Source organism: Lachnotalea glycerini, from assembly GCF_003201285.1.
Lineage (GTDB): Bacteria > Bacillota > Clostridia > Lachnospirales > Lachnospiraceae > Lachnotalea > Lachnotalea glycerini.
The window spans coordinates 35,608-57,909 of sequence record NZ_QICS01000002.1 but is presented as its reverse complement, the minus strand read 5'-3'; the positions used below and the strand labels follow the sequence as shown (position 1 = coordinate 57,909).

Sequence of the window (22,302 nt, the reverse complement as noted above, 5' to 3'; positions counted from 1 at the left end):
TATCAGCCTTTCAATATCTGAACCACATAATCCATATCCTCTGTAGATAAATTAACACTGCAAGGTATATTGATTACGTTTTTCCAATAATGAAACGCTTTCTCTATGTAGTAGCTTTGATTATTCAAGTACATTTTTTGGGTATGATTCAGCTTCCATATCGGCCTTGTTTCTATTTGATTTTCTCTCAATCTGCTCATCAAATCATCCCGATTAACACTATCCTTTTGTAGAAATAAGGAGTAAAACCAGTAATTATTTCTAGCCTTATCGTTAAATTTTAGTAGTTTATAACCCTCCATTTCTTTCAGAGCTTTCTCATAATAATGATAGTTTTTTGCTTTTATTTCAATATATTCCTCCAGTTTCTCTAATTGTGCAACCCCTAAGGCAGCCTGCATATTCGTCATGCGATAGTTATAGCCAATATCGTTGTGGACATAAGAAAGAGCATCATCCTTTGCCTGGGTGGAAAGGTATCTGCCTTTTTCTAATAGTCTAATATCCTTAGCTATCAGCATTCCACCTCCTCCGGTTGTTATGATTTTATTTCCGTTAAAAGAATAAGCTCCAAAATCGCCTATGGTTCCTGCAAATTGCTCTTGATATGTACCTTTTAAGTAATAGGTTCCAAGGGCTTCCGTTGTATCTTCAATTAATTTTATATCATACTCATCCGCTAAGGCTCTTAAACGTTCCATTTGTGCCATATTGCCAAAGACATGAACCACGATAATTGCCTTGATGATTTTTTTTGTAAGCTTATTTTGCAGTCCCAGAGATGTTTTTATGCACTCTTTTATCAAAAAATCTTCCAGTTTATCACAATCTATATTAAGTGTATCATCACAATCCATAAAAACCGGCTCGGCACCGATATACTTTACCGGATTCACCGCAGCAATAAAGGTCAGCGTTGGGACAACCACCTCATCCTCATGCGTCACCCCTGCTAATATTAGTGCAAGATGCATTGCTGCTGTACCACTTTGTAATACAACTGCGCCATTTGTCCCTAAATACTTTGACATATTATGTTCCAATTGCTTTACATATCCACCAGCTGTAGATACCCAGCCATTTAAAACTGCATCTGCAATATAGTTCATTTCGTTGCCCATAAGGCAAGGAACTGATAATGGTATCATATCTTCCTCCAATTTTACACCGTCTCACCTCATATGAATCAGATGTTATAAATGTCTGCTTTGTATCGCTCTAAATTATTGCTAATCCAAGAAATTGTATCTTCCAGTCCCTGGCTCAGAGTGTATTTTTGTTTCCAATTTGTAAGTTCCTTTAGCTTTTGATTGGAACCAAGTAATCTTGTTACCTCACTTTTTTGAGGTCTTAGTCTTTTAGTATCACAAGTAATAAAGGAATTGGGATTAATCTGTCTGATAAGCTCTTTCGCCAGTTCGCCAATCGAAACTTCTGTTTGACTGGCTATGTTAATTTCTTCTCCTATGGTTTGATCAGACTTTTCTATTTCGATAAAGCCCAAAACGGTATCTTTGACATAATTAAAGTCTCTGGTTGGAGTTAAACTGCCAAGATGTATTTCTTCTATTCCCGCCAATAGCTGACTGATAATCGTTGGAATCACTGCTCTTGCAGATTGCCTTGGTCCATAGGTATTAAACGGACGTACAATTGTCACCGGAAGAGAAAAGCTTTTATAAAAGGATTCAGCTAAGCGGTCGGCTCCTATTTTGGTTGCAGAATAAGGTGACTGTCCTTGATAGGGGTGCAATTCATCAATTGGTACATATTGGGCACTTCCATATACCTCAGAGGTAGAAGTAATTAAGACTCTGTCTGTATTAAGATTTCTGGCCGCCTGCAAAACGTTTAGTGTTCCCTTAATATTCGTATCCACGTAAGCATCCGGCGAATGATAGCTAAACGGAATTGCTATAAGTGCCGCAAGATGAAATACACATTCAATGCCCTCCATCACCTTTCGCACTCCGTTTGGATCTCTGATGTCTCCGCTTTGTATATCAATTTGCTCCTTGATTTGCTTTGGAAAAGTATCTAACCACCCCCACGAGTTGAATGAATTATAAAAGGTAAAAGCTCTCACATCATATCCAGCTTCTAGCAGTGTCTCCGCCAAATGACTCCCTATAAATCCATCCGCTCCAGTAATCAAAACTTTTTTCTTCATAAATCTCCTTTCACCACCTTACAAAATTGTTTAGCCTAATAATGATGATTATCAAATACCTTAATCTTATAATAACTGGTTCTGTCTGAAACAAAAAAGTTAAATTCTCCATCCTTGTCTGTTATCGTATGCGTAACATAACAAAGACGCTTTTTTTGCTGCTCTTTATTACAATCGCTAGAAATTCGTTCCAAAATAACGACTGCATTTTTGACTGGTGTACTATCTCTATAGCGAACATATCCTCTGATTAATACATAATCAATATAATTTTCATTCCTTATACGATCCATAATTACATTCTTCTTTATCCCTTTAGCAAAGGCTCATAAATATTAAGATGATAATTAATAAAATCATTTTTAGTTACTGCAAGGGCAAATTCTCCTCCCTGGTTTGTTATCACATAACCTAATTTAACTCTATAATTTCGATAATAAACCGCTATCACTTCTATAACAGCGCCTTCCACGGGTACACATCCCTCATTGTAAATAATTCCGGTCAACAAAGTCTCACAGGATCGTTCCAGTGTAATATTCGTTTGTAATATTGTTTTGTTGTCTAAATCACTTGGGGTGATTACAACCTCTTTAAAATCACTCAATATAAATCCTCCTTTATCATTAACTTAATGGAGCATATATTATTATTTCATATTTCATAAAAGGTTTGGCCTCTATTGCAAATAAATATTCACCGGCTTCATCAGTTAGAACATAGCCAAGTAAGCTTCTGTCATTATTCTTACAATTGATTTGAAATACTTGAATGGCTGCTCCCTTACATGGATGCTGCTTTTGATTAAAAACGGTTCCCTTAATAATCTGAAACTTCTGTCTGTCCAGTTGAATATTAAAATGATTATTTCTGCATTTAAGCTTAGCTCCTTCTATTGTGAAAGATGCACTTTTTAAGCAATTCATAAATTGAAAAATTTCCTTTTTTCTTTTCTTGAACCGTTTGAACTTCCTGTGTATAAACTGTTACATTTAATTCCGTTTTTCCTTTTGTATCCTCAGCCAAGATAATATTTCCCTCTTGTTCTTTTCCATTCACTATCATTTTATTGATTTTAACCTCTTTATATTTTTTATTCTGATTTATATTTTCACTTTCACTATCCTGATTCAGTTTGACTAAATTCTTATGATTCATTGCTATCCTCCTCATTACTACAAGTTATTCATAAAATTCTTCTAACGTTTCAAGTGACAACCTGTTTACCTCACAAAGCATTTCTTTCATCTTTTCGAAATATATTTTAAAAACTCTTGCCTGATGTTGTAAATCAGATGTCACTTTAACATAATCTTTTGCACTTATTTGAAACGTTTGCTCCTTCCTATCAAATAAAAAGTGCGTTAAGTATCCTCCCAGATAATGACTGTCTAAAGAATTCTCGAATTCGTTTACAATTTGCAAAATATAAAGAAATCTTTGCAAGTCGATATCATCATCCTCCATTTCCATCAAAGATTTTTGCTTGTTATCCAGTATAATATCTTGACACAACTTAAGTCCCTGCTCTGCTTTTATCATATCCTTCTCAATCACAGTTAAGATCGTATCAATTACTTCCTGATTATTGATTTGAATATCTCTTTTCGGTATCAGGCTTTGCTTTGGATTCGAAAATGTAAGATTTTTTAATACTTTGTCTAGCTCCTTATGGGGTGCACCCTTAATCCACGCGCCGTAAGAGCAATTAATAAAATCAACTCGCTTATACTTCTCAATATATTGCTCTAATCTGATTTTATAGTGTTCTAGTGTAATTGTTGTATTGATCATTTTGCCATTAATCGCTTTGACTGGAATCTGTGATACATAAGAAAGTGTTTTGTCATAATCATGTGTTGCACTGTCAGCATGGTGCTTTTGAAAAGTATGCGCCAAATCCTGACCGATCAATATAATTGGAGAGCATCCAAGCATATTCGCAATATCGATACAAGAATGAGCCACAGAGCCACCACAATAAACACCCTGCAAGTTTTTGAAAGCTTTTATCGTCTGAGAAAATAAGAGAGAAATAAAGACCTTGTCGCCCTGATAATCCCGTACCAGGTAACGATTGCTATATTCGTAAAAAGCAAGTGGAGTATCTAAATTTAAGTAATCTTTCATCATATCATAATTTGCATCTACTGGATCGACAGAAACAATCAAATCAGGCTTTATTCCGTTTTTGACCAATGCTCCTACGGTTCTGCTGCCTGTAATAATAAAGCATTGACTAAGCTTATCCTTATGTTTTTTTAGATCCTCAATATTATTATCTAGGGAGGGACCACCTGAAACAATAATTGCAGGTACGTTTTGATTAGTGAATTTATAGTAATGAATCGGTGTACACTGATTTAATATTTTAATATTGGCTATCATATTCTTTATAAATAAATGTTTAAAGCGTTTTGCCAAACTCACTGCTGCCGATGCATTCACTAAAGTAGAATCCAGGTTCTTAATCAGACATTGATATTCCTTATGATAAATGCTGCTGTAATTTCCAAAGGCGTAAAAATATACATTATTAATATTTTTAAAATTTATATTTTCTTGTAAAATTTTTTTCACCAGCTCCTCTTTAAACGAAACTATTCTTATATTCTCTTCAATTTCAGATTGATACCTATTAGAAAGTGACTGATTTGGTTCAACTATAATTACCTTATTTTGGGGACAGATTACATTTCTCAACTTCTCAATATATTCTCCAGTATCTATTCCAAAAATTAGAATCAAAGAATCAAAATTTATATCCTCTACTGTATTCAATAGCTTCGTTATCTCATATTCATAATTCTCTCTGTCTGCCAAGAAAAAGAACCTTTTATCCTTTTTAATCCGATATACCTGATACCCATCTAATGTTTGAAACTTTTTCATGATAACCTCCGTACGATAGGATAAGATTGATAGAACTTCCTTTACGTTCGCTTATTATTGTGAATAGGCAATTAGCTTATATTGCTTACCGTTGATTTTTGCCAATGATATTCCGTATGAACCGTCATTTTCTGTAAAGGTTACCCCCAAGCTTTTTTCAGCAACAGAATCTACATGATCGACCAACTTTACCTCAACTGCGGCATTTGGCAATGGTTCTCCTGTCGGACTATACACAATACCCTTTAAAAAAAAGAACTCCTCTGCCGGTAACATAATATCTACAGTTACAATTTTGGAACAAATAATTTGACCACCCGTTAGAATAATTTGCTGCAATAACACTTCACCTCCCAAGAACCCGGACAACTTGTTTTGTAAAATGAATAAAAGCCATTGCTGGCTTTCATTCATCTTATGAAGCAACGCATCTTACATAAAGAGTAATGTTTCATTTAGTTGTCGTAGAATTTAAGCAGTATTCTTACACCTGATTTACAAGTAATACCATATTGTCCCGCTGCATTTGTAAATGTGTGTCGGTCTGCTGATTTTGTTGTTACAGTATTCGTATTTTCCCATACATCAACTGCACCGCTTGCTAATATTGATTGAGAAAAGAGCGCAGTACCTTGTACCAGCACAAGTCCCCAAGTACTTGTTGAAAGATTTTTTAACACTGTTCCGCCGTTAACTGCTGATACGGTAGAAATAAGTGCTACTTTAGGTCTATAATTAGCCATAATAATGCCTCCCATTTTAAAACCAAAGATATACATATTTCCACTTTTATAATATGAAATTTTGACATAGATTGTGTCATACTTTAGTAACATTGCAAAGAGTGAGCCAAATTCTATAGAATTCAACTCACTCTTTTTCTTTATGCCTCGTATTGCCAACGCATATTTTTATTTACTGATCGACTGCTTTAATGCCTCTACTGATACTTTAACACCCTCTAAGGGATCCATGGTCATATCCTCCATTTCAAGTGATACATAATCATTGTACCCTTCCATTCTGCAAACTGAGAAAAATTCCTTCCACCACTGTAAATCATGTCCGCAGCCTACTGCTACATAATTCCACGAACGCAATCGATACAGATCAATTGTTTTCGTATCCAGTACACCGTTTGATCCGATTCGTCTACGTTCCAGTCTGGAATCCTTACCATGAATATGATATAGTGCATCTCCTAACTCACGTACCGCTTCAATCGGATCTCCTCCCATCCAAAACAAATGTCCGGGATCCATATTCATTCCGATCATATTACCTACTTCTTTTCGAAGTTGGAAAAGGGTTTCCGGATTATATACCAATTGATAGCCGTGATTTTCCAATGCAATTTTCTCAATACCGCAGTTCTTAGCCTCTTTTACAAGCTGATGCCATACAGGAATTGCTACCTCTTCCCACTGATATCTAAGCACCTCTTGTGTTTCAGGTGGCCAGCTCGTTGTCACCCAAACCGGTGTTTTGTCTCCCTTACACCCTGCCGGAAGACCGCTCATCATAACAATTTTCTTAATTCCCAGAAGGTTTGCCAATTGAAATGTTTTACGAGTAACCTCCATGTCTTTTTGATAGGCCAGAGGATTACCCGAACAGTTCAAAGCAATCAGCTCGATATCACGCTTTTTTAACGCTTCCATGTACTTATCTCTTGCTATATTACTTGACACAAGCTCGTCAAGATTAAGATGAGGAGCCTTAGACCAATTGCCCGTCTGTATTTCCAATGCATGAATTCCAAGCTCTTTTACGGTATCAAGCATTGTTTCAAAAGGCATATAGCCTAGGGAATCTGGTATATAAGACAATTTCATAAACGCTTCCCCCTTTCCTCATTATCATAAAATGCAGGCCGTTTGGGCATCATAATCGGAACAATACTTCCTTCTTCTCTGGCTCTGGTACAAGCATCCGCAGTCACACAGGCAACATACCCATCCCATGCACTAGGACCGAATAAAGTCTCCTGTTTTACTGAGTTTACCCACTGCATAAACTCAATATCATACGCCTCTATAAATCGGTCGGACCAATCCGGATATATCTCATAGGAATTTACTCCTTTCAAACGCATTCTGACATTGGCAGGGTCTGGAAGACGAACCGTTCCCTTTTCACCCACAACCTCACATTGTACATCATATCCATACTGACAATTTACAAAAGATTCCACATCAATGCGAACTCCGCTTTGCGTCTCTAATAATATAATTTGTGGATCTTTTAATCCCTCCTCTGCCAAACGAGTGCTCTTTGGTATAATAACCTGTGCAGATTTATAATCCTCCCCCAACAGCCAGCGGATTACATCAATCTCATGTATAACTGAATTCTTAATGCTCATTACAGTTGTATGCTTCGGACCTGGAATACGGTTTCTATGAATGCAATGAAGCATCAAGGGTTCTCCAATTTTTCCACTTTCTATTACCGACTTTATTTGCTTGTAGCCTTTGTCAAACCGCCTCATAAAGCCAACTTGAATTAGGTGCTTGCCACATGCGATTTCAGCCTCTGTTATTTTTTTACAATCTTCTGCCGACGTAGCCAGCGGTTTTTCGCATAATACATATTTACTCGCCTTAATACATTCCAATACAAAATGTGCATGCGTAGGATCCCATGATGCGATAACAACTGCATCAACCTCCTTTGAATGAATTACTTGCTCACCAGTTTCATAAAAAACTGAGTTATATTCCTCTGCAATTCTTTTTGCATTTTCCACATTAATATCCGATACTGCAACCACCTTTGCACCCGCAACCACATTGGTGATTCTTCGAATGTGATCTTCTCCTATGGCTCCCGTCCCGATTACTCCTATCCGCAACTCCATAGCATTATACCTCCTTGCATTTTATCAGTTATTTATCTTATCTTTATGATATTTATCTGTCAAATTCTTCCATGCTTTCTGCGTGTCTAAGTATTGCTGATAATTTTTCTTGACCTGTTTATCTGCCTTATTAAGTTCTTCTAATATTTTCATGAATTCTTGCTTTTTAAAATAGTTTGATAACTTTGGAAGTATGTAAAGCAGCTTCTTCCTCATATCTTCAATAATTGATTCATAATCGGAAGGATTGGTTATATAGAGAAGCAAAGGCTTATATCGTATCCATCCGATACATGCATGATAGAATCTTGAGATAATCTGATCTGAATTAGCAGTAATTGAATTTAATTTGATTGGAAGTGTCCCATCCAATAAATGCTGATAGGCTGAAAATCCATCATGAAAGGTGTAACAAGGAATCCTGGTTACTACCCTGTCCGATAATAATGTACTTAAAAAGGTATCCTCTCCCCTTGCCCCCGGAGGATTGTAAAAGGCAAATGTTCTATCCGGTTTCGTAAGATTAATACATAAATTAGCACCGGATATAAATTTACAATGATTTGTCTCTTTTACTTCAGTTGCTTCTTTTTTTATTAAAACCTGCGTATCCGCATAAGTCACTCCACCATTTTTCATAATTTTCTTAATTGATTCCCAGTTAAGAATATCATTACTGATTGTATTAATAAAAAGTCCAAAATCTTCTTCTGTCAGTGTTTCATTAAATTGAATATCTGGAATTGGGGAAATATAACCGCAGTGATATCCATTTGTAATGTCCGAATGAACGATATGTTCTAAATGAATAGGCAACACATATTGCCCGCTCCATAAACAATTTTCATTATTTTTTGTAACTGCCACAGGGTATTCATCATCGTCTAGAAATAAAAGATAGTCCATTTTGTGTTTCAAGGCCTCATATAAGATTACATTACGTTTTCCTGCATATCCATTTCCAAATACCAGTTTTACATCTTTTTTTAGTTCCAAATCTTCCTCAATATTTTCAAATTCTCTGTTGCGAATATGTTTGGAGCCAATAAAAACAATTTCGTCAAAGGCATCTACAATTTCCTGCCTCAAATTAGTATAATCAGTGGATTGCGTATGAGAATAATCTACATCATATGCTACAAATAAATTAAGACTTACTTTTTCTTGCAATTTATTTACAATTCCAGATTCCACCCACCCATAAATATAAGAATTCATAACTTTCCTAAAATTTTTTCTTCCGGTTGCAAACCCAATACCTAATCTTATCATGTTATCATCCATTCAATTCCTCCTATTACGATAATAAAAAATATCTATTGACTACGGTATCTGATAGAGTGAAATATTTTCCCTCATAAAATAGTCAATAAATATTGCTTATTATCCATTATTATTTGTTTAAATTATCTTATTCCTATTATTATCATAAAGCTTAGAGGACAGGTTGTCAAGTTTTGCAACTTTATTTCCCTATCCCTTTGAACAAAATGACTCTTATATAACAGCAAATTCGACTATTTATCTGTCCATCTCAATGATAATTGGAAGTATAAATGGATTTCTCTTCATTTCTTTCCATAGATAATCGCTTAAATCCTCCTTAATTGTCGCCTTGATTTTACCCCAGTCCATCTTATTTTTTTTCATACAGCATTCTAAACTTTGCTGGACATTATGCTTGATTTTTGCCATTAATTCATCTGCTTCTCTTACATAGACAAAGCCTCTGGAAATAATATCGGGTCCTGATACCACATGATTGCTGAATTTTTCCAGCCCTATTATAATTATAATCAAGCCATTTTCCGCCAGCATCTGTCTATCCCTAATCACAATGTTACCTACATCGCCAATTCCCAAGCCATCCACATAGATTTCTCTTGCTCTTACCTGTCCGGCAATCTTTCCTTCCTTTTCAGACAACTCTAACACATTTCCCGATTGTAAGACAAAAATATTTTTATCTTCAATCCTCATCATTTTTGCTATTTTTTGCTGTGCCTGCAAATGCTTATATTCTCCATGCACTGGAATTGCATATTTCGGATGCACTAAAGAGTAGATGAGTTTTAACTCCTCCTGACATGCATGACCTGAAACATGAGTATCCTGATAGATTACTTCGGCTCCTTTCATGGCAAGCTCATTAACCACCTTTGATACTGCTTTTTCATTTCCTGGTATGGGTGTTGAGCTAAAAATAATCTGATCCCCGGGTCTAATTGAGATGGTTCTATGCGTTGAATCTGCCATACGTGAAAGCCCTGCCATAGCCTCTCCCTGACTTCCGGTCGTTATAATTACCAGTTGATTGTCGGGGTAATTCTTCATTTGCTCCACATCAATAATGATATTCTCTGGTATTATCATATACTCAAGTTCAACGGCTACCTGAATCACATTGATCATACTTCTTCCCTGAATTACTACTTTTCTTCCAAAATCAAAGGCTGTATTAATGATCTGCTGAACCCTGTCAACATTGGATGCAAAAGTAGCAACAATAATTCGATTCTTCTTATTTTCAGAAAAAATGCTTTTAAACGTATTTGCCACGATTTTTTCGGATACGGTAAATCCTGCTCTTTGCGCATTCGTACTGTCACACATTAAAGCTAGAACACCTTTTTTACCTAGCTCAGCAAATCTTTGCAAATTAATGGTTTCTCCAAACAAAGGTGTATAGTCAATTTTAAAATCACCCGTATGCACAATGATTCCAGCCGGTGACGAAATCGCAAGTGCAGAAGAATCAGCGATGCTATGATTTGTCTTAATATATTCTACCCGAAAAGAGCCAAGGTTTATCGTTTGTCCATGCCTGACCACCTTTCTTTTTACTTTTGTAATTAGATTATGCTCTTTTAGCTTAAGTTCTATCAAACCTTGTGTCAGCTTCGTTGCATAAATTGGAACATTAATCTCCTTAAGAACATAGGGTAATGCACCAATATGATCCTCATGTCCATGTGTAATAAAAAAGGCTTTCACCTTCTCCCTATTCTCAATTAAATAAGAAACATCCGGAATGACCAGATCAATTCCAAGCATTCCTTCCTCTGGAAAAGAAATTCCACAATCAACTACAATAATTTGCTCCTCGTATTCAAATGCAGTAATATTCATTCCAATTTTACCAAGTCCACCTAATGGTATTATTTTAATCTTCTTTTCATTTAGTTCCTTTGCTTCTTTCATTTTATCCCTATCCTTCTTAAACTTAAATCATATTACTATTTTGCCAGCTATTTAATTATTTCTTTCATTCTTCTGGCACGAAATAATTATTCATATTATTACCCTAAAAGAATGTTTTTATCTAATTATGCAAAAAAAGAATGCACCTTTTGTACATTCTTTTGAATTGCAATCTATTATTCTTTTATTTCTTCTAATTCTTTTCTCTCTTCTAATTCTTTTATCTCTTCTATTTCCTTTATCTCTTCTATTTCCTTTATCTCTTCTATTTCCTTTATCTCTTCTATTTCTTTTATCTCTTTAAATTCTTTAATTATAAAGATAATCGACAAGACAGTTGCAATGAAATCACTCACCGGCTGTGCTAAAAAGATCCCTTGCATTTGAAAATAATATGGCAAAATATAAATAAGTGGTATGAGCGCAGCCACTTGTCTGACTAGGGTAATAATACTTGATTGAGCAGGCTTTCCAATTGACTGAAAAAAAGTGGTTGCAAGCATTACAAAGCCTAATACCGGCGCAATCATAAAATTCATTCTCAGCGCACTAACTCCAATCTGTAATAGCTTTGGTTCTCCACCAAACATTCGAATTATCATGTCTGGCCATAACTCGGTAATCCCCCAGATCAAAGTTGTTATTGCAACTGATAGCACTGTCCCCAGCCAAAAAATTCTTTTTACACGATTCCCATTTCCTGCGCTATAATTATAACCAATCAAAGGCTGTATTCCCTGACTGATACCACTTGCCGGCATAATTACAAAGGTCATAATACTTGCAATTACTGCATAAACACTAATAGCGATATCACCTCCATATTTTCCAAGCTGGCTGTTATATACCAATGATATAAACCCCATAGCAATTTGTGCAATCCAAAATGCAAAACCACATTTTATAATTTTAATGGAAATATTTTTATCCAATTTAATTATCGCCCGGCTGATTTTTACCAGCGTTTTATTACCGAATAGCAAATAGGTTCCATATAATGCAGATATAATTTGCCCTATCACCGTTGCAAGCGCCGCTCCCTTTACCCCCCAGTTAAAACCGGCAACAAACAAAGCGTCTAATATAATATTCGTTATCGCACCAATACCTGTTACCATCATACCGGTAATTGGCTTGCCACAAACCCTGACAAAATCGCAATATACCAAAGTCAACCCCTGAAATACACAGCCAAACGATACAATTTTGTAATATTGCATTGCCAAATCATATGTAGTTTCTGTGACACCAAAAATAGTTAAAAACGTATCACTAAACAACAGTAATATTATCGTTAAAAATAATTCAAAAATAAGAATCAAAATAAACGCTGAGGAAAAAGCTGAGTTAGCTTTTTTTTCTTCTTGTTTTCCTCGAAACAAGGTAAAAAGTGTTGATCCTCCGGCACTGCACATTAAACCAAACGCAATCATTAGAAATGATAGGGGAAAACATATCGATAACGCGGCTAACGCTGTATTCCCTGAAAAGTTCCCAACAAAAATGCGATCTACAATATTATAAAGAGCTGCTATTAATAACGAAGCTGCTGCTGGTATTGAAAATTTTAATATTAATGAAAATATATTCCCCTGTGAAAAATCTGAATTATTACTCATTCTGTCTCCCCTTTATTACTTGATAAAGTTTATCAATTACTCGTATTGCTGTCTCAACTTCTTCTTCCTCTATTTTAGAAAGCTGCTGTGCAAGATATTGATGATATGTTTCTATATATTGTTCTTCATATTCTTTGCCCAATTGTGTCAACTTCACTAATGTCACTCTTTTATCCACCTGCTGACTGTATTTATACACAATGTCATAATCGGTCAAATCATTGATTAATTTTGTAACACTAGGGGTTGTAATATTTAGATATTCACTGACATCGCTGACACATACCTCATTTTGGCCACTATTTAACTTTGAAATTGCTTCCATAACATGCATATGTCTGGGCTTTAACCCGGACGGAAGCTTTGGCATACTCTCTGTCACTTTTTTAGCTAAAAAGCACATATCCAGCAAGCCTTTTACACTTTCTACGGTCATAGTAATCCTCCTTTGCTCATTCATTTCGCTTTTAAACTAAAATCTCTCTAACAAATATATCTCTTTTGCCATATATACTTACTAATAGTAATTATCTTTAGTAAGTATATACAATCTGATTACAGTTGTCAATACAGAGAAATTTTTTTATTTTTATGGCTTCATACTTTTTTAATAATTATTTGGTATAATATTGAAAATAAGGAGGTTTTTATGCTGGAAAAAGATGATTTAACATATGTGACATCCCGCTTAAGCTTTTGGGATAAATTAAATAATGATGAAAAAAACATAATAAAAAGCAATGCAACAAAAGTCTTTTATAGTAAAGGCAGCAAACTATACAGTCCAACGAGTGAATGTTTGGGCGTTTTACTTGTTCGTAGTGGTGAATTGCGCGTTTATATACTCTCAGAGGATGGCCGTGATATCACACTGTATCGCATAAGCGCAGGAGATACTTGTGTTTTGTCTGCTTCCTGTATTCTTAACAGCATAACCTTTGATGTAGAAATTGATGCTGAAATGGATACGGATGCTTATTTAATTAATATCGGCGCTTTTAGTAAGCTCAAAAATCAAAATGTCTACGTAGAGAATTTTGCTTATAAGAATGCGATTGAACGATTTTCTGATGTGATGTGGTCGATGGAACAAATACTGTTTATGCGTTTTGATAAACGATTGGCTATTTTTTTATTGGATGAATTGGCTAAAACAAATTCCTCCAGTATCAATATTACACAAGAACAAATTGCCAAATACGTAGGAAGTGCCAGAGAAGTAGTTTCCCGAATGCTAAAGGTATTTCAGTCTCAAGGCATTTTAGAACAGTCAAGGGGCTGTATCCATATTACAGACAAGGAAAAGCTGCGCGCGCTGGTTTAAACAAATAAATAACCACATGTAAAGAGATGGCGAATGTAGTACTGCGCCATCTCTTTACAAAAAATCTTATTTTCTAAAATCACTACATATCTAAAATGCACACTTTTATTTAAGAAATATTTAGTGCCCGATGTGTTGCATAAACTTTTCTAATTTGTAGAGTCTAAAACTTGATTAATGACATTTTTCATAATATCCTTTGTCATCATTCCAGGTACATATCCTGCAACATTACCTTCCTTATCAATCATAAAGGTCGTAGGGAAAGCTGAAATAGAATAGGCCAAAAAAAGCTCGCCAGTTTCATCAAATACGGTAGGAAATGTATATTCGTTACTTTCTAAGAAAGAGGTAATATACTCTTTAGTTTCATCTGAATTATTGGGATATGCATCACTTTTTGGATTTGTCACCCCTAAGAACACCACCTCATCCTGATTTAAATTATATTCTTGATATAATTCTTCAATATGCGGCATTTCCTGATTACAGGGAGGGCACCATGTTGCCCAGAAGTTTAAGAAAACCACCTTTCCCTTGTAGTCAGAAAGAGTATGTTCATTCCCATATTGATCCGTTAAAGTAAAATCAACCGCCGGCATGACATCATTTGCGGTATCCTCATCACTTGTTGCTGTATCTGAACTATTGTTTGACGTACTATCTTCACTTGTCTTTGTATCATTTTCTGATTCCTTCGTATCAGCAGTATCATCTGATGTATTCTCCTGCGTGCTTTGCTGATTATTACCAATCGAATTTAAGTAGCTTGATACACCGTTTACCCAGCCTGTAAAGGTCATAATTCCCATAATAATAAGAATGATACCTCCTGTTTTGATTGTATATTTTAATAATTTCTGTTTTTCCTTTAAAAAGTTTAGTACCTGTGAAGTAAATAATCCCAGCACTAAAAACGGAATTAAAAAACCAAGTGCATAGACTAATACGAGCAGGTTACCTGACAATGCAGTGGACGCCCCTGAGGCCATAATCAATACAGAAGACAATGCAGGGCCGATACATGGTGTCCATGCAAAGCTAAACGTAAAACCCATAATTAATGCCAAAAAAGGATTCATTGTTTTGTCAGCAAAATTAATATTTATTTTTCTTTCTCTTTGCAAGAAGTTAAAATCAAAGATTCCTAATTGAAACAATCCCAGAAAAATAATCAGTATTCCGCCTATTCTGGTAAACATCAGCTTATTGCTGCTAAAGAATTTACCTAGTGCCGTAAAGGACATTCCCAGTATAAAAAACGCGAACGATACTCCGATTATAAAAAACAAGGTATGTAAAAACACCTTTTTTCTTTCATAAGTTACTCTGCCATCTACCCTTGAATTTTTAGCACTTCCTGCCAAAATACTCATATAGACAGGAATTAATGGAATCACACATGGTGAAAAAAAAGATAAAATTCCCTCCAAAAATACAAGAATAAAGCTGATACTATTTGTTGCCACTATATTACCAATCATAATAACCTCCTTTTATACCTATTTACACTATAATTACCCCTTATTATATTGACTTTCAAAGCATTCATCCGTGACTTAATCACATAGTGTACCAAAAAGACAAAAGTAACAAATGAAAAGTTGAAATCAAAAAAGGATAGAGTTAAAATAAACTCTACCCAATGTTTTTAAGTACTATTGAAGCATTGATAAAAGCGTCTGCTTGGATTGAACACCGACAGCACTTTGAACTACTTTTCCGTCCTTGATTACAATTAAAGTTGGAATACTCATTACATTATATTTCTGAGCAAGTTCTTGTTCTTCATCTACGTTCACTTTACCAACCTTAGCATTTTCTCCAACCTGCGAAGCTACCTCTTCTACGATTGGTCCTACCATCTTACATGGTCCACACCAAGATGCCCAAAAATCTAATAATACCGGTTTATCTGATTTGATTACTTCTGCTTCAAAGTTACTTTTCGTTATTTTCATTGCGCTCATAATTCATTCTCCTTCGCTATCCATAATTTTTTCTTTAATTCTTTGTATACTCTTATTATACTGATATTTCATTTTTTATCTGTGATAAGGTCACATATTTTGATTAATTTAAGAATTTTTATCAATTAGCCAAATTAGTGATATTTTATTTATTAAAGCTGACCTTGCCTTGGATCGGTTTTATTATTTTAACTACATAGGTTAATAAAATAAATATGATCAAACTGTCAATTGGCCACATTACAAGATTTTTAACAATTCTTGCCGCTAATAATATTGCAAAACCTTTTCCATACAAAACAGACAGCCACAGGGTGTTTAAACCGCAATTTACAATTACTTTGTCTAACAAGCCGGCAATCGCAATCCTCTTTAAATTAATCGGTTTTTTATATAGAAATAATCCATAAATCATACCGCTTAATATTTCGCTTAACGTAAAGCCAATAAAATATGGACCGGTTGGTCTGACGATGAATTTAAGTACATCCAGCATACCACCAAATACTCCTCCTACAATTGGACCAAACAAATAACTCACCACTTGGTTGGGAATTTGTGAAAGGCCAAGCTTGATATAGGGACCTATTTCTATGGTTGTTGTGTAGCTTAAGATAACAGCAATAGCTGCAATCAGCGCGCATAACACCATATTTTGCGTTTTTTTTAATTCCTTTACCGACTCTGAACACATAAGAACAAATTGTTTCATAAAAATTCCTCCTTTACGCAGTGAACTCCATTTACTACATAAAGAAGGAAATAAGAACCTATTTATGTAGCAGCGGGATGCGAACCCTGTACCGCAAGCTTTCGCTTTTCGTCCAAATGACAACTCCCTGTTCAAATGGCACTTAACGCACAAAATTCTACTCTGCTTTTTCTTGTCTTTTTTACAATATATCCTTATTTAATAAAACTGTCAATAGCTTTATTTAAATTATCAATAGCCGTCTTATCACCAGATTCTACTGCATCAACTATACAATGCTCCATATGATCCTTTAGAATTACCTTGCCTGCATTATTTAGAGCGGCAATGACCGCTGACAGTTGAATTAAAACCTCACTGCAATCTTTTCCGTCTTCCACCATTCGTTTGACCGATTCTAAATGACCGCTTGCCCTTGACAAACGGTTAATCACTGCCTTGGTATGCTGATGACCATGGCTGTGATTATGCTCCTTTAAATGGCTATGTGTATACTTTGTTCCATCCGCTCTCAAATGCGTATGCTCCTGCTCTCTTTCGTCCATTCGCATATTTTCCTTTCCCCATTCCACATGATTTAATAAAGTATTGTAATGCATCAATTGGCTTGCCTTAAGATGTATAAGCTCAGAACTTTTAATAACTTAACTTTTCATCATCTTTTACTTCATTAATTTAACTATATCTTAAGTGGTATTTCTGAAAATAACAAGGATATTTATAAAAAATTGTCAATTTTTAAAACATTTTTGCTATATTAGCAAATAAGAAGCAACAAAGAATCCCTATAAAAGTAGGAACTATAAAGCTTACCATTGTCCATTTTAAGCTGCCAGACTCTTTTTTTATGGTTAATAAAGTAGTCGAGCACGGCCAGTGCATCAAAGAGAATAGCATTGTACTGATTGCGGTAATCCACGTCCAGTTATTTGCAAGTAATAGTTGTTTTATATTCGTAAGACTCTCTATTTCTTGCATACTTCCCTGTGCCATATATGTCATTATGATGATAGGTACTACGATTTCATTAGCGGGCAAACCTAAGATAAAAGCCATAAGGATTACCCCATCCAGACCAATCCATCTTGCAAATGGATCTAAAAAACCGGCACAATGATTAAGTATTGTAGTTCCTGAAATAAATGTATTTGCCATAATCCAGATAAAAATTCCTGTTGGAATGGCAACCACAGCGGCTCTTCCTAGTACAAATATGGTGCGGTCGAAAATAGAATGAACCAAAACTTTTAGAACCTGTGGTCTGCGATAAGGCGGCAGCTCTAGTGTAAAGGAGGACGTCACTCCCTTTAGGACGGTTTTTGATAGTACATAAGAAACTATGAAAGTCATCAAAACACCTAATACAATAATCATAGTAATATAGAGAGCCAATAGAAGAGATGGAAGTATTCCTGTTGAAGCACCAAGAAAAAACATGCTGATAATAGCTATCAATGTTGGAAATCTTCCGTTGCAGGGCACAAAATTATTGGTTAACATAGCAATTAATTGTTCTCTGGGAGAATCAATGATTCTGCAGCCAACAATACCGGCCGCATTGCAGCCAAATCCCATGCACATAGTAAGAGCCTGCTTACCACAAGCACAACAATGCTTAAAGGGTTTATCTAAATTATATGCAATACGAGGTAAATATCCCGAATCCTCCAGTAAGGTAAAAAGAGGGAAAAAAATTGCCATTGGCGGAAGCATAACAGATATCACCCAAGCCAGCACACGATACGCACCAGCAATAAGGATACCATGCAGCCACATTGGTGCACCAAAATAATAAAATATCTCTGTTAATTTATTTTCTATTCCAAATAATACGCAAGATAACAGCTTTGACGGATAATTTGCTCCTGCAATCGTTAGCCAAAAAACAATTGCCAAAAGTATCAACATGACAGGATAACCGGTCCATTTGCTTGTAAGAACCCGATCTATTTTTCGATCCAAATCGTCATAACGCTTTTTTTCACAAAATACCGTATGCTTAAAAATATCTTCTGCTTTTAATACAACGCTGGCTACTGTACTGTCCTCCAGCCTTTTGCCTGTTATTTTATTCGTATCAAGTACTGTTTTTGACTGCTTTAGTGCATCTAAAATACAAGAATCTGTGAAAATATCTTTATGCGTATAAGCACTGATTTCATCCATTAACGATTGGTCATAATCAAGCAGTTTCAGACTCAGCCACCGTGAATTGATACTACCTGAGAATCTTTCTTCTATCACTGGCTGAAGTATGGAAATTGCTTCTTCAATCGGTGGACGATAAGTGATCTGCAGCGGAGCTGTCTGCTGCTCTTTCTGCATTAGCACATCAAGCTCCTGCATTAGTTGATTTAGACTGTGCTTTTTTCTCGCAATACTGCCTACTACTCTAACTCCTAATTGTTTGGATAGTTCCTTTAAGTCAATTCTGATTCCTTTACGTCTTGCTTCATCCATTAAATTAATACATACAATCACATTACGTGATATTTCAAGCGTCTGTAGAACTAAGTTAAGGTTTCTTTCTAAGCAGGTCGCATCGCATACAACAACAATTGCATCTGCTCTCCCAAAGCAAATGAAATTTCTGGCAATTTTTTCTTCTGCCGAATGTGCCATCAAGGAGTAGGTTCCGGGTATATCCACCAATACATAGGAATTTTGTTTGGTACTGCAATAACCTTGCGCATTCGTCACCGTTTTACCCGGCCAGTTTCCTGTATGCTGATTCATACCAGTCAGATTATTAAATACAGTACTTTTCCCTACATTCGGATTTCCTGCTATGGCAACTACTTTATCGCTTGGCGTCTGTTTGATAATTTTCAGATGTGAATCTACAGCTCTTATCCCAACGCTATTTTTCGTCAACCCCATATTATACTCCTTTATCATAAATCAAGATATTACTGCAATCCTCTGAACGAATCGCAATTACAGCCCCCCTGATCAGATAAGCAGCAGGATCTCCACCCGGACTCTTACCAATGCATTCAACCTCTGTATTTTCTATTAAACCAATATCAAGCAGTCTCCTTCTAATACCATCCGTTGACAGCAATTCTTTAATTTTTGCCCGTTGTCCGGGCTTTAAATCATTTAAACAATACTTTTGCTTCATCAAATCATAACCTCTACTTTTACGGAACAATTTTTTCTAGTCTATTATATTAACTTTTCATCATCTAGGTTCCATAATAAATAAAAGCATAACACTCTCATTATGTATTTCTATTTACTTTGCACAAAATCCCCTTTGTTACGTATTCCAATAAGTAGTGCCAATGATAGAATACAAAACAGCTAAAAATATTTTTTCCTTTTAAATAAATAAAGGCAAATGCCAACAACAATCATACAAACAATAATTACTGTGACATAACCATATTTCCATGTAAGCTCGGGCATATTAGTAAAATTCATACCGTACCACCCTACAATGAGCGTTAATGGAAGAAAAATGGTGGTAACAACTGTAAAAAACTGCATCGTCTTATTCAAACTATAATTTAATGAAGCATCCAAGGCTTCTCTAAGATGAATCAAATTTTCACTTAATAGCTGTGTGTTATTGCTAAGTCGTTCTGATTTAACTGTAAAAATCCTAAAATACCTCAAATCATCCTCTTCGAATAAATTGTTTTGATTCTCCTGTAACTCCTCGCCAATATTAAAAAGCTGTTCATAATAATTTTTTAAAATAGACAAATCTTTTCTTAAATTGAAAATATCTCGATTCAAGTGTTCGCTTATTCTGCCGTTTACTAGTTGCTGCTCCATATTCAAAATTTTGCGCTCTGTAATTTCGAGTGGCTTGTTTCCATTCAACAACAGACTTTCAAAGACCCCTGAAACAACCTTTCCAAGCGTTTGCTTTTGCGTCAATCTTCCTACTGCATTCTCAATCATATCCTTGCAGCTATTATCCTCATCGACTAATTTCACTAAAAGGAATAAATTTTTCTTTATGATAAAAGCTACTCTGTCTTTTGGCTTATGAACATCCATCACATATACAATATTAATTATGCCAAAGCTAAAATCATCATAGGTGTCAATGCTGGTACGTAAATGTGTCTGATCATACATACAATCTAAAAATGTTTTCTTTTTGATTCCCAAGCTGTCAAAACTCTGATTAAGCTCCTCTACCGTCAAAAATCCCACACATATTTCATTACTGTCCAGTTCTATAAACTCAGTTTTTTTTACATTATTTTCCCTTAATATATAAAACATAAACTCCTCCAAACATACGTTTTCTTCAACTTCTATTATCTTTTAAATGTTTAAGATTCCTTAAAAATAGTTATTGTATTCTTTACTATTTTGGATTCATAAAGTGCTTTATCTGTATTAATTATTAATGCGGATGGCGCCATACTATTGGAATATTTAGCGATTCCAATACTAACAGTGAGCGGCAGCCCCTCTCTTTTATCTATCCGTATAGAGGCAAAATCCCTTTGAATCTTCTTACAGACTCCAACCACATCTTCCAGTATATAATTCTTAAATAAGATGCCAAACTCATCTCCGCCATAACGAAAAGGTATTGCCCCCTCACCGTTGTTTTTTAAAATCTCTCCAAATTTAATTAAGCAATGGTCACCTGTTACATGCCCCAGAGTATCATTTAATATTTTAAAATTATCAATATCTATCATTACAAATATATAAGTATTATCCGAATCATCCTCCTCCATATCACGAATTGCATTTCGAAATCCAATTCTGTTATAGATTCCTGTTAACTCATCTATTTGCAATTTCTTTTGAAGTTTATATCGCTCCATTTCCTTTTGCATACTTGCCACGTTTTTTTCCCTTTCAAAGTGGATAACTACCATACAAACCGCAGAAAAAGCAATCAAAACAAAAATAGATATTAAAAAATTCCCCATACGTATACCATCACCCCATATACTTTCTTTATCGACGTCCCATTTGGTGAATAGCTCGGAAACCGCTAATGCCAGCATACTTGAAACTGCTGTTATTGTAGTCAGCCTGTAATTCCCATATATCGTAGTAAGCAAAATAGGCAATGCGAAAATAAAGTATAATGCGGTAAAGGTATTATGAGCCGTAAACAATACAAAGCAAATCAGCACATACGTTAAGGAAGTAATATATATCTTTGATTCCTGTTTAATCAATTTACTTTGTAATACCTGATTATTAATAATAATACAAAACAGATTAAATACACATGGAACAATTAAGAATTTAACCAAATAGATTGGAATAGTTGTACTTATTTCGTCCGTATAATACATAAGAATTCCAATCACACACTCTACAAAAAATGCAAAAATGACTACGCCCACCGATGTTTTATAATGAAGATTTAGCCATTTCAGATCAATTTTTTTATATTCATTTTCTATTTCTTTATAGTATTCTTCCATCATTCTCCTCAATACGTAATGAAATACTTATAATATGCATGTTATAAACGGTTTATAAAATTTATTAATATTATACCTAAGCTAATGGCGTATGGCAATCATTAAAAATAAGAATTGCTTTTTTTATTAAAAATAGAAAT

The 22,302-nt window shown here is 35.0% G+C and carries 24 protein-coding genes and 1 riboswitch; of the genes, 1 reads left to right on the top strand and 23 read right to left on the bottom strand.

Features of this window, described 5'->3' with window-relative positions:
* Positions 1–2 precede the first annotated feature (2 nt).
* The 15 genes from C8E03_RS04705 to C8E03_RS04635 form a co-directional block, all read right to left on the bottom strand.
* Positions 3–1,148, bottom strand: a complete 1,146-nt coding sequence (locus C8E03_RS04705) for a LegC family aminotransferase (protein ID WP_110290444.1) — start codon at positions 1,146–1,148, stop codon at positions 3–5.
* Positions 1,149–1,186: 38 nt separating this feature from the next.
* Positions 1,187–2,170 carry an NAD-dependent 4,6-dehydratase LegB gene (locus tag C8E03_RS04700; RefSeq protein WP_110290443.1) on the bottom strand — a complete coding sequence of 328 codons (984 nt, stop codon included), beginning with the start codon at positions 2,168–2,170 and terminating at the stop codon, positions 1,187–1,189.
* Between the two features lie 35 nt (positions 2,171–2,205).
* The gene (locus tag C8E03_RS04695) at positions 2,206–2,463 is read right to left on the bottom strand and encodes a carboxypeptidase-like regulatory domain-containing protein (RefSeq protein ID WP_242993403.1); all 258 of its coding nucleotides are present in this window, start codon (positions 2,461–2,463) and stop codon (positions 2,206–2,208) included.
* 14 nt (positions 2,464–2,477) lie between these two features.
* The gene (locus tag C8E03_RS04690) at positions 2,478–2,777 is read right to left on the bottom strand and encodes a hypothetical protein (RefSeq protein ID WP_110290442.1); all 300 of its coding nucleotides are present in this window, start codon (positions 2,775–2,777) and stop codon (positions 2,478–2,480) included.
* A 19-nt stretch (positions 2,778–2,796) separates the two neighbouring features.
* The gene (locus tag C8E03_RS04685; RefSeq protein WP_110290441.1) at positions 2,797–3,096 is read right to left on the bottom strand and encodes a hypothetical protein; all 300 of its coding nucleotides are present in this window, start codon (positions 3,094–3,096) and stop codon (positions 2,797–2,799) included.
* On the bottom strand, positions 3,053–3,328 hold the full coding sequence (locus tag C8E03_RS04680) for a hypothetical protein (RefSeq protein WP_110290440.1): 276 nt from the start codon (positions 3,326–3,328) through the stop codon (positions 3,053–3,055). Before C8E03_RS04680 ends, C8E03_RS04685 begins: the two co-directional genes overlap by 44 nt.
* Before the next feature lie 24 nt (positions 3,329–3,352).
* Complete coding sequence (locus C8E03_RS04675; RefSeq protein WP_110290439.1) at positions 3,353–5,062, bottom strand: motility associated factor glycosyltransferase family protein; 1,710 nt, start codon at positions 5,060–5,062, stop codon at positions 3,353–3,355.
* Between the two features lie 54 nt (positions 5,063–5,116).
* Positions 5,117–5,407: a peptidase associated/transthyretin-like domain-containing protein gene (locus tag C8E03_RS04670; RefSeq protein WP_110290438.1), complete on the bottom strand. Its 291-nt coding sequence runs from the start codon at positions 5,405–5,407 to the stop codon at positions 5,117–5,119.
* Between the two features lie 110 nt (positions 5,408–5,517).
* Entirely contained in the window at positions 5,518–5,805 is a 288-nt protein-coding gene (locus C8E03_RS04665) for a hypothetical protein (protein ID WP_110290437.1), read from the bottom strand.
* 168 nt (positions 5,806–5,973) lie between these two features.
* Complete coding sequence (locus tag C8E03_RS04660) at positions 5,974–6,897, bottom strand: sugar phosphate isomerase/epimerase family protein (RefSeq protein WP_110290436.1); 924 nt, start codon at positions 6,895–6,897, stop codon at positions 5,974–5,976.
* Positions 6,894–7,922, bottom strand: a complete 1,029-nt coding sequence (locus C8E03_RS04655) for a Gfo/Idh/MocA family oxidoreductase (protein WP_094376385.1) — start codon at positions 7,920–7,922, stop codon at positions 6,894–6,896. The genes C8E03_RS04660 and C8E03_RS04655 overlap by 4 nt, the downstream gene beginning before the upstream one ends.
* Before the next feature lie 24 nt (positions 7,923–7,946).
* Entirely contained in the window at positions 7,947–9,206 is a 1,260-nt protein-coding gene (locus tag C8E03_RS04650; RefSeq protein WP_094376384.1) for a hypothetical protein, read from the bottom strand.
* Between the two features lie 237 nt (positions 9,207–9,443).
* The gene (locus tag C8E03_RS04645) at positions 9,444–11,123 is read right to left on the bottom strand and encodes a ribonuclease J (protein WP_110290435.1); all 1,680 of its coding nucleotides are present in this window, start codon (positions 11,121–11,123) and stop codon (positions 9,444–9,446) included.
* Between the two features lie 176 nt (positions 11,124–11,299).
* Positions 11,300–12,742, bottom strand: a complete 1,443-nt coding sequence (locus C8E03_RS04640; RefSeq protein WP_110290434.1) for an MATE family efflux transporter — start codon at positions 12,740–12,742, stop codon at positions 11,300–11,302.
* Positions 12,735–13,178, bottom strand: coding sequence for a MarR family winged helix-turn-helix transcriptional regulator (locus tag C8E03_RS04635; RefSeq protein ID WP_110290433.1), 444 nt, complete (start codon positions 13,176–13,178; stop codon positions 12,735–12,737). Before C8E03_RS04635 ends, C8E03_RS04640 begins: the two co-directional genes overlap by 8 nt.
* A gap of 213 nt (positions 13,179–13,391) precedes the next feature.
* Here C8E03_RS04635 and C8E03_RS04630 point away from each other — a divergent pair, with 213 nt between their 5' ends.
* Positions 13,392–14,066 carry a Crp/Fnr family transcriptional regulator gene (locus tag C8E03_RS04630; protein WP_094376380.1) on the top strand — a complete coding sequence of 225 codons (675 nt, stop codon included), beginning with the start codon at positions 13,392–13,394 and terminating at the stop codon, positions 14,064–14,066.
* A 149-nt stretch (positions 14,067–14,215) separates the two neighbouring features.
* On the opposite strand, the gene C8E03_RS04625 is transcribed toward C8E03_RS04630, so the two are convergent.
* The 8 genes from C8E03_RS04625 to C8E03_RS04590 all read right to left on the bottom strand — a co-directional run bounded on the left by C8E03_RS04625 (position 14,216) and on the right by C8E03_RS04590 (position 22,165).
* Positions 14,216–15,550, bottom strand: a complete 1,335-nt coding sequence (locus C8E03_RS04625) for a redoxin family protein (RefSeq protein ID WP_110290432.1) — start codon at positions 15,548–15,550, stop codon at positions 14,216–14,218.
* A gap of 174 nt (positions 15,551–15,724) precedes the next feature.
* Complete coding sequence (gene trxA, locus C8E03_RS04620) at positions 15,725–16,036, bottom strand: thioredoxin (protein ID WP_094376378.1); 312 nt, start codon at positions 16,034–16,036, stop codon at positions 15,725–15,727.
* A gap of 145 nt (positions 16,037–16,181) precedes the next feature.
* Positions 16,182–16,748: a folate family ECF transporter S component gene (locus C8E03_RS04615; protein ID WP_094376377.1), complete on the bottom strand. Its 567-nt coding sequence runs from the start codon at positions 16,746–16,748 to the stop codon at positions 16,182–16,184.
* Between the two features lie 68 nt (positions 16,749–16,816).
* Positions 16,817–16,915: riboswitch (THF riboswitch) on the bottom strand.
* A 27-nt stretch (positions 16,916–16,942) separates the two neighbouring features.
* Complete coding sequence (locus C8E03_RS04610) at positions 16,943–17,299, bottom strand: metal-sensing transcriptional repressor (protein ID WP_408609909.1); 357 nt, start codon at positions 17,297–17,299, stop codon at positions 16,943–16,945.
* Between the two features lie 187 nt (positions 17,300–17,486).
* Positions 17,487–19,628, bottom strand: coding sequence for a ferrous iron transport protein B (gene feoB / locus C8E03_RS04605; RefSeq protein ID WP_110290431.1), 2,142 nt, complete (start codon positions 19,626–19,628; stop codon positions 17,487–17,489).
* Between the two features lies 1 nt (position 19,629).
* On the bottom strand, positions 19,630–19,872 hold the full coding sequence (locus C8E03_RS04600) for a FeoA family protein (protein ID WP_094376375.1): 243 nt from the start codon (positions 19,870–19,872) through the stop codon (positions 19,630–19,632).
* Between the two features lie 182 nt (positions 19,873–20,054).
* A complete protein-coding gene (locus tag C8E03_RS04595; protein ID WP_094376374.1) occupies positions 20,055–20,990 on the bottom strand; it encodes a magnesium transporter CorA family protein in 936 nt (311 codons plus the stop codon).
* A gap of 50 nt (positions 20,991–21,040) precedes the next feature.
* Complete coding sequence (locus C8E03_RS04590; protein ID WP_094376373.1) at positions 21,041–22,165, bottom strand: GGDEF domain-containing protein; 1,125 nt, start codon at positions 22,163–22,165, stop codon at positions 21,041–21,043.
* Positions 22,166–22,302: the final 137 nt, after the last annotated feature.

Coding starts and splice junctions, on each gene's coding strand:
- C8E03_RS04655 (WP_094376385.1), bottom strand. CDS start 7,922: ATGGAGTTGCGGATAGGAGTAATCGGGACGGGAGCCATAGGAGAAGAT.
- C8E03_RS04705 (WP_110290444.1), bottom strand. CDS start 1,148: ATGATACCATTATCAGTTCCTTGCCTTATGGGCAACGAAATGAACTAT.
- C8E03_RS04680 (WP_110290440.1), bottom strand. CDS start 3,328: ATGAATCATAAGAATTTAGTCAAACTGAATCAGGATAGTGAAAGTGAA.
- C8E03_RS04650 (WP_094376384.1), bottom strand. CDS start 9,206: ATGGATGATAACATGATAAGATTAGGTATTGGGTTTGCAACCGGAAGA.
- C8E03_RS04590 (WP_094376373.1), bottom strand. CDS start 22,165: ATGATGGAAGAATACTATAAAGAAATAGAAAATGAATATAAAAAAATT.
- C8E03_RS04660 (WP_110290436.1), bottom strand. CDS start 6,897: ATGAAATTGTCTTATATACCAGATTCCCTAGGCTATATGCCTTTTGAA.
- C8E03_RS04600 (WP_094376375.1), bottom strand. CDS start 19,872: ATGAAGCAAAAGTATTGTTTAAATGATTTAAAGCCCGGACAACGGGCA.
- C8E03_RS04640 (WP_110290434.1), bottom strand. CDS start 12,742: ATGAGTAATAATTCAGATTTTTCACAGGGGAATATATTTTCATTAATA.
- C8E03_RS04630 (WP_094376380.1), top strand. CDS start 13,392: ATGCTGGAAAAAGATGATTTAACATATGTGACATCCCGCTTAAGCTTT.
- C8E03_RS04615 (WP_094376377.1), bottom strand. CDS start 16,748: ATGAAACAATTTGTTCTTATGTGTTCAGAGTCGGTAAAGGAATTAAAA.
- C8E03_RS04665 (WP_110290437.1), bottom strand. CDS start 5,805: ATGGCTAATTATAGACCTAAAGTAGCACTTATTTCTACCGTATCAGCA.
- C8E03_RS04685 (WP_110290441.1), bottom strand. CDS start 3,096: ATGAATTGCTTAAAAAGTGCATCTTTCACAATAGAAGGAGCTAAGCTT.
- C8E03_RS04700 (WP_110290443.1), bottom strand. CDS start 2,170: ATGAAGAAAAAAGTTTTGATTACTGGAGCGGATGGATTTATAGGGAGT.
- C8E03_RS04625 (WP_110290432.1), bottom strand. CDS start 15,550: ATGATTGGTAATATAGTGGCAACAAATAGTATCAGCTTTATTCTTGTA.
- C8E03_RS04635 (WP_110290433.1), bottom strand. CDS start 13,178: ATGACCGTAGAAAGTGTAAAAGGCTTGCTGGATATGTGCTTTTTAGCT.
- C8E03_RS04595 (WP_094376374.1), bottom strand. CDS start 20,990: ATGTTTTATATATTAAGGGAAAATAATGTAAAAAAAACTGAGTTTATA.
- C8E03_RS04645 (WP_110290435.1), bottom strand. CDS start 11,123: ATGAAAGAAGCAAAGGAACTAAATGAAAAGAAGATTAAAATAATACCA.
- C8E03_RS04695 (WP_242993403.1), bottom strand. CDS start 2,463: ATGGATCGTATAAGGAATGAAAATTATATTGATTATGTATTAATCAGA.
- C8E03_RS04610 (WP_408609909.1), bottom strand. CDS start 17,299: ATGCGAATGGACGAAAGAGAGCAGGAGCATACGCATTTGAGAGCGGAT.
- C8E03_RS04675 (WP_110290439.1), bottom strand. CDS start 5,062: ATGAAAAAGTTTCAAACATTAGATGGGTATCAGGTATATCGGATTAAA.
- feoB (WP_110290431.1), bottom strand. CDS start 19,628: ATGGGGTTGACGAAAAATAGCGTTGGGATAAGAGCTGTAGATTCACAT.
- trxA (WP_094376378.1), bottom strand. CDS start 16,036: ATGAGCGCAATGAAAATAACGAAAAGTAACTTTGAAGCAGAAGTAATC.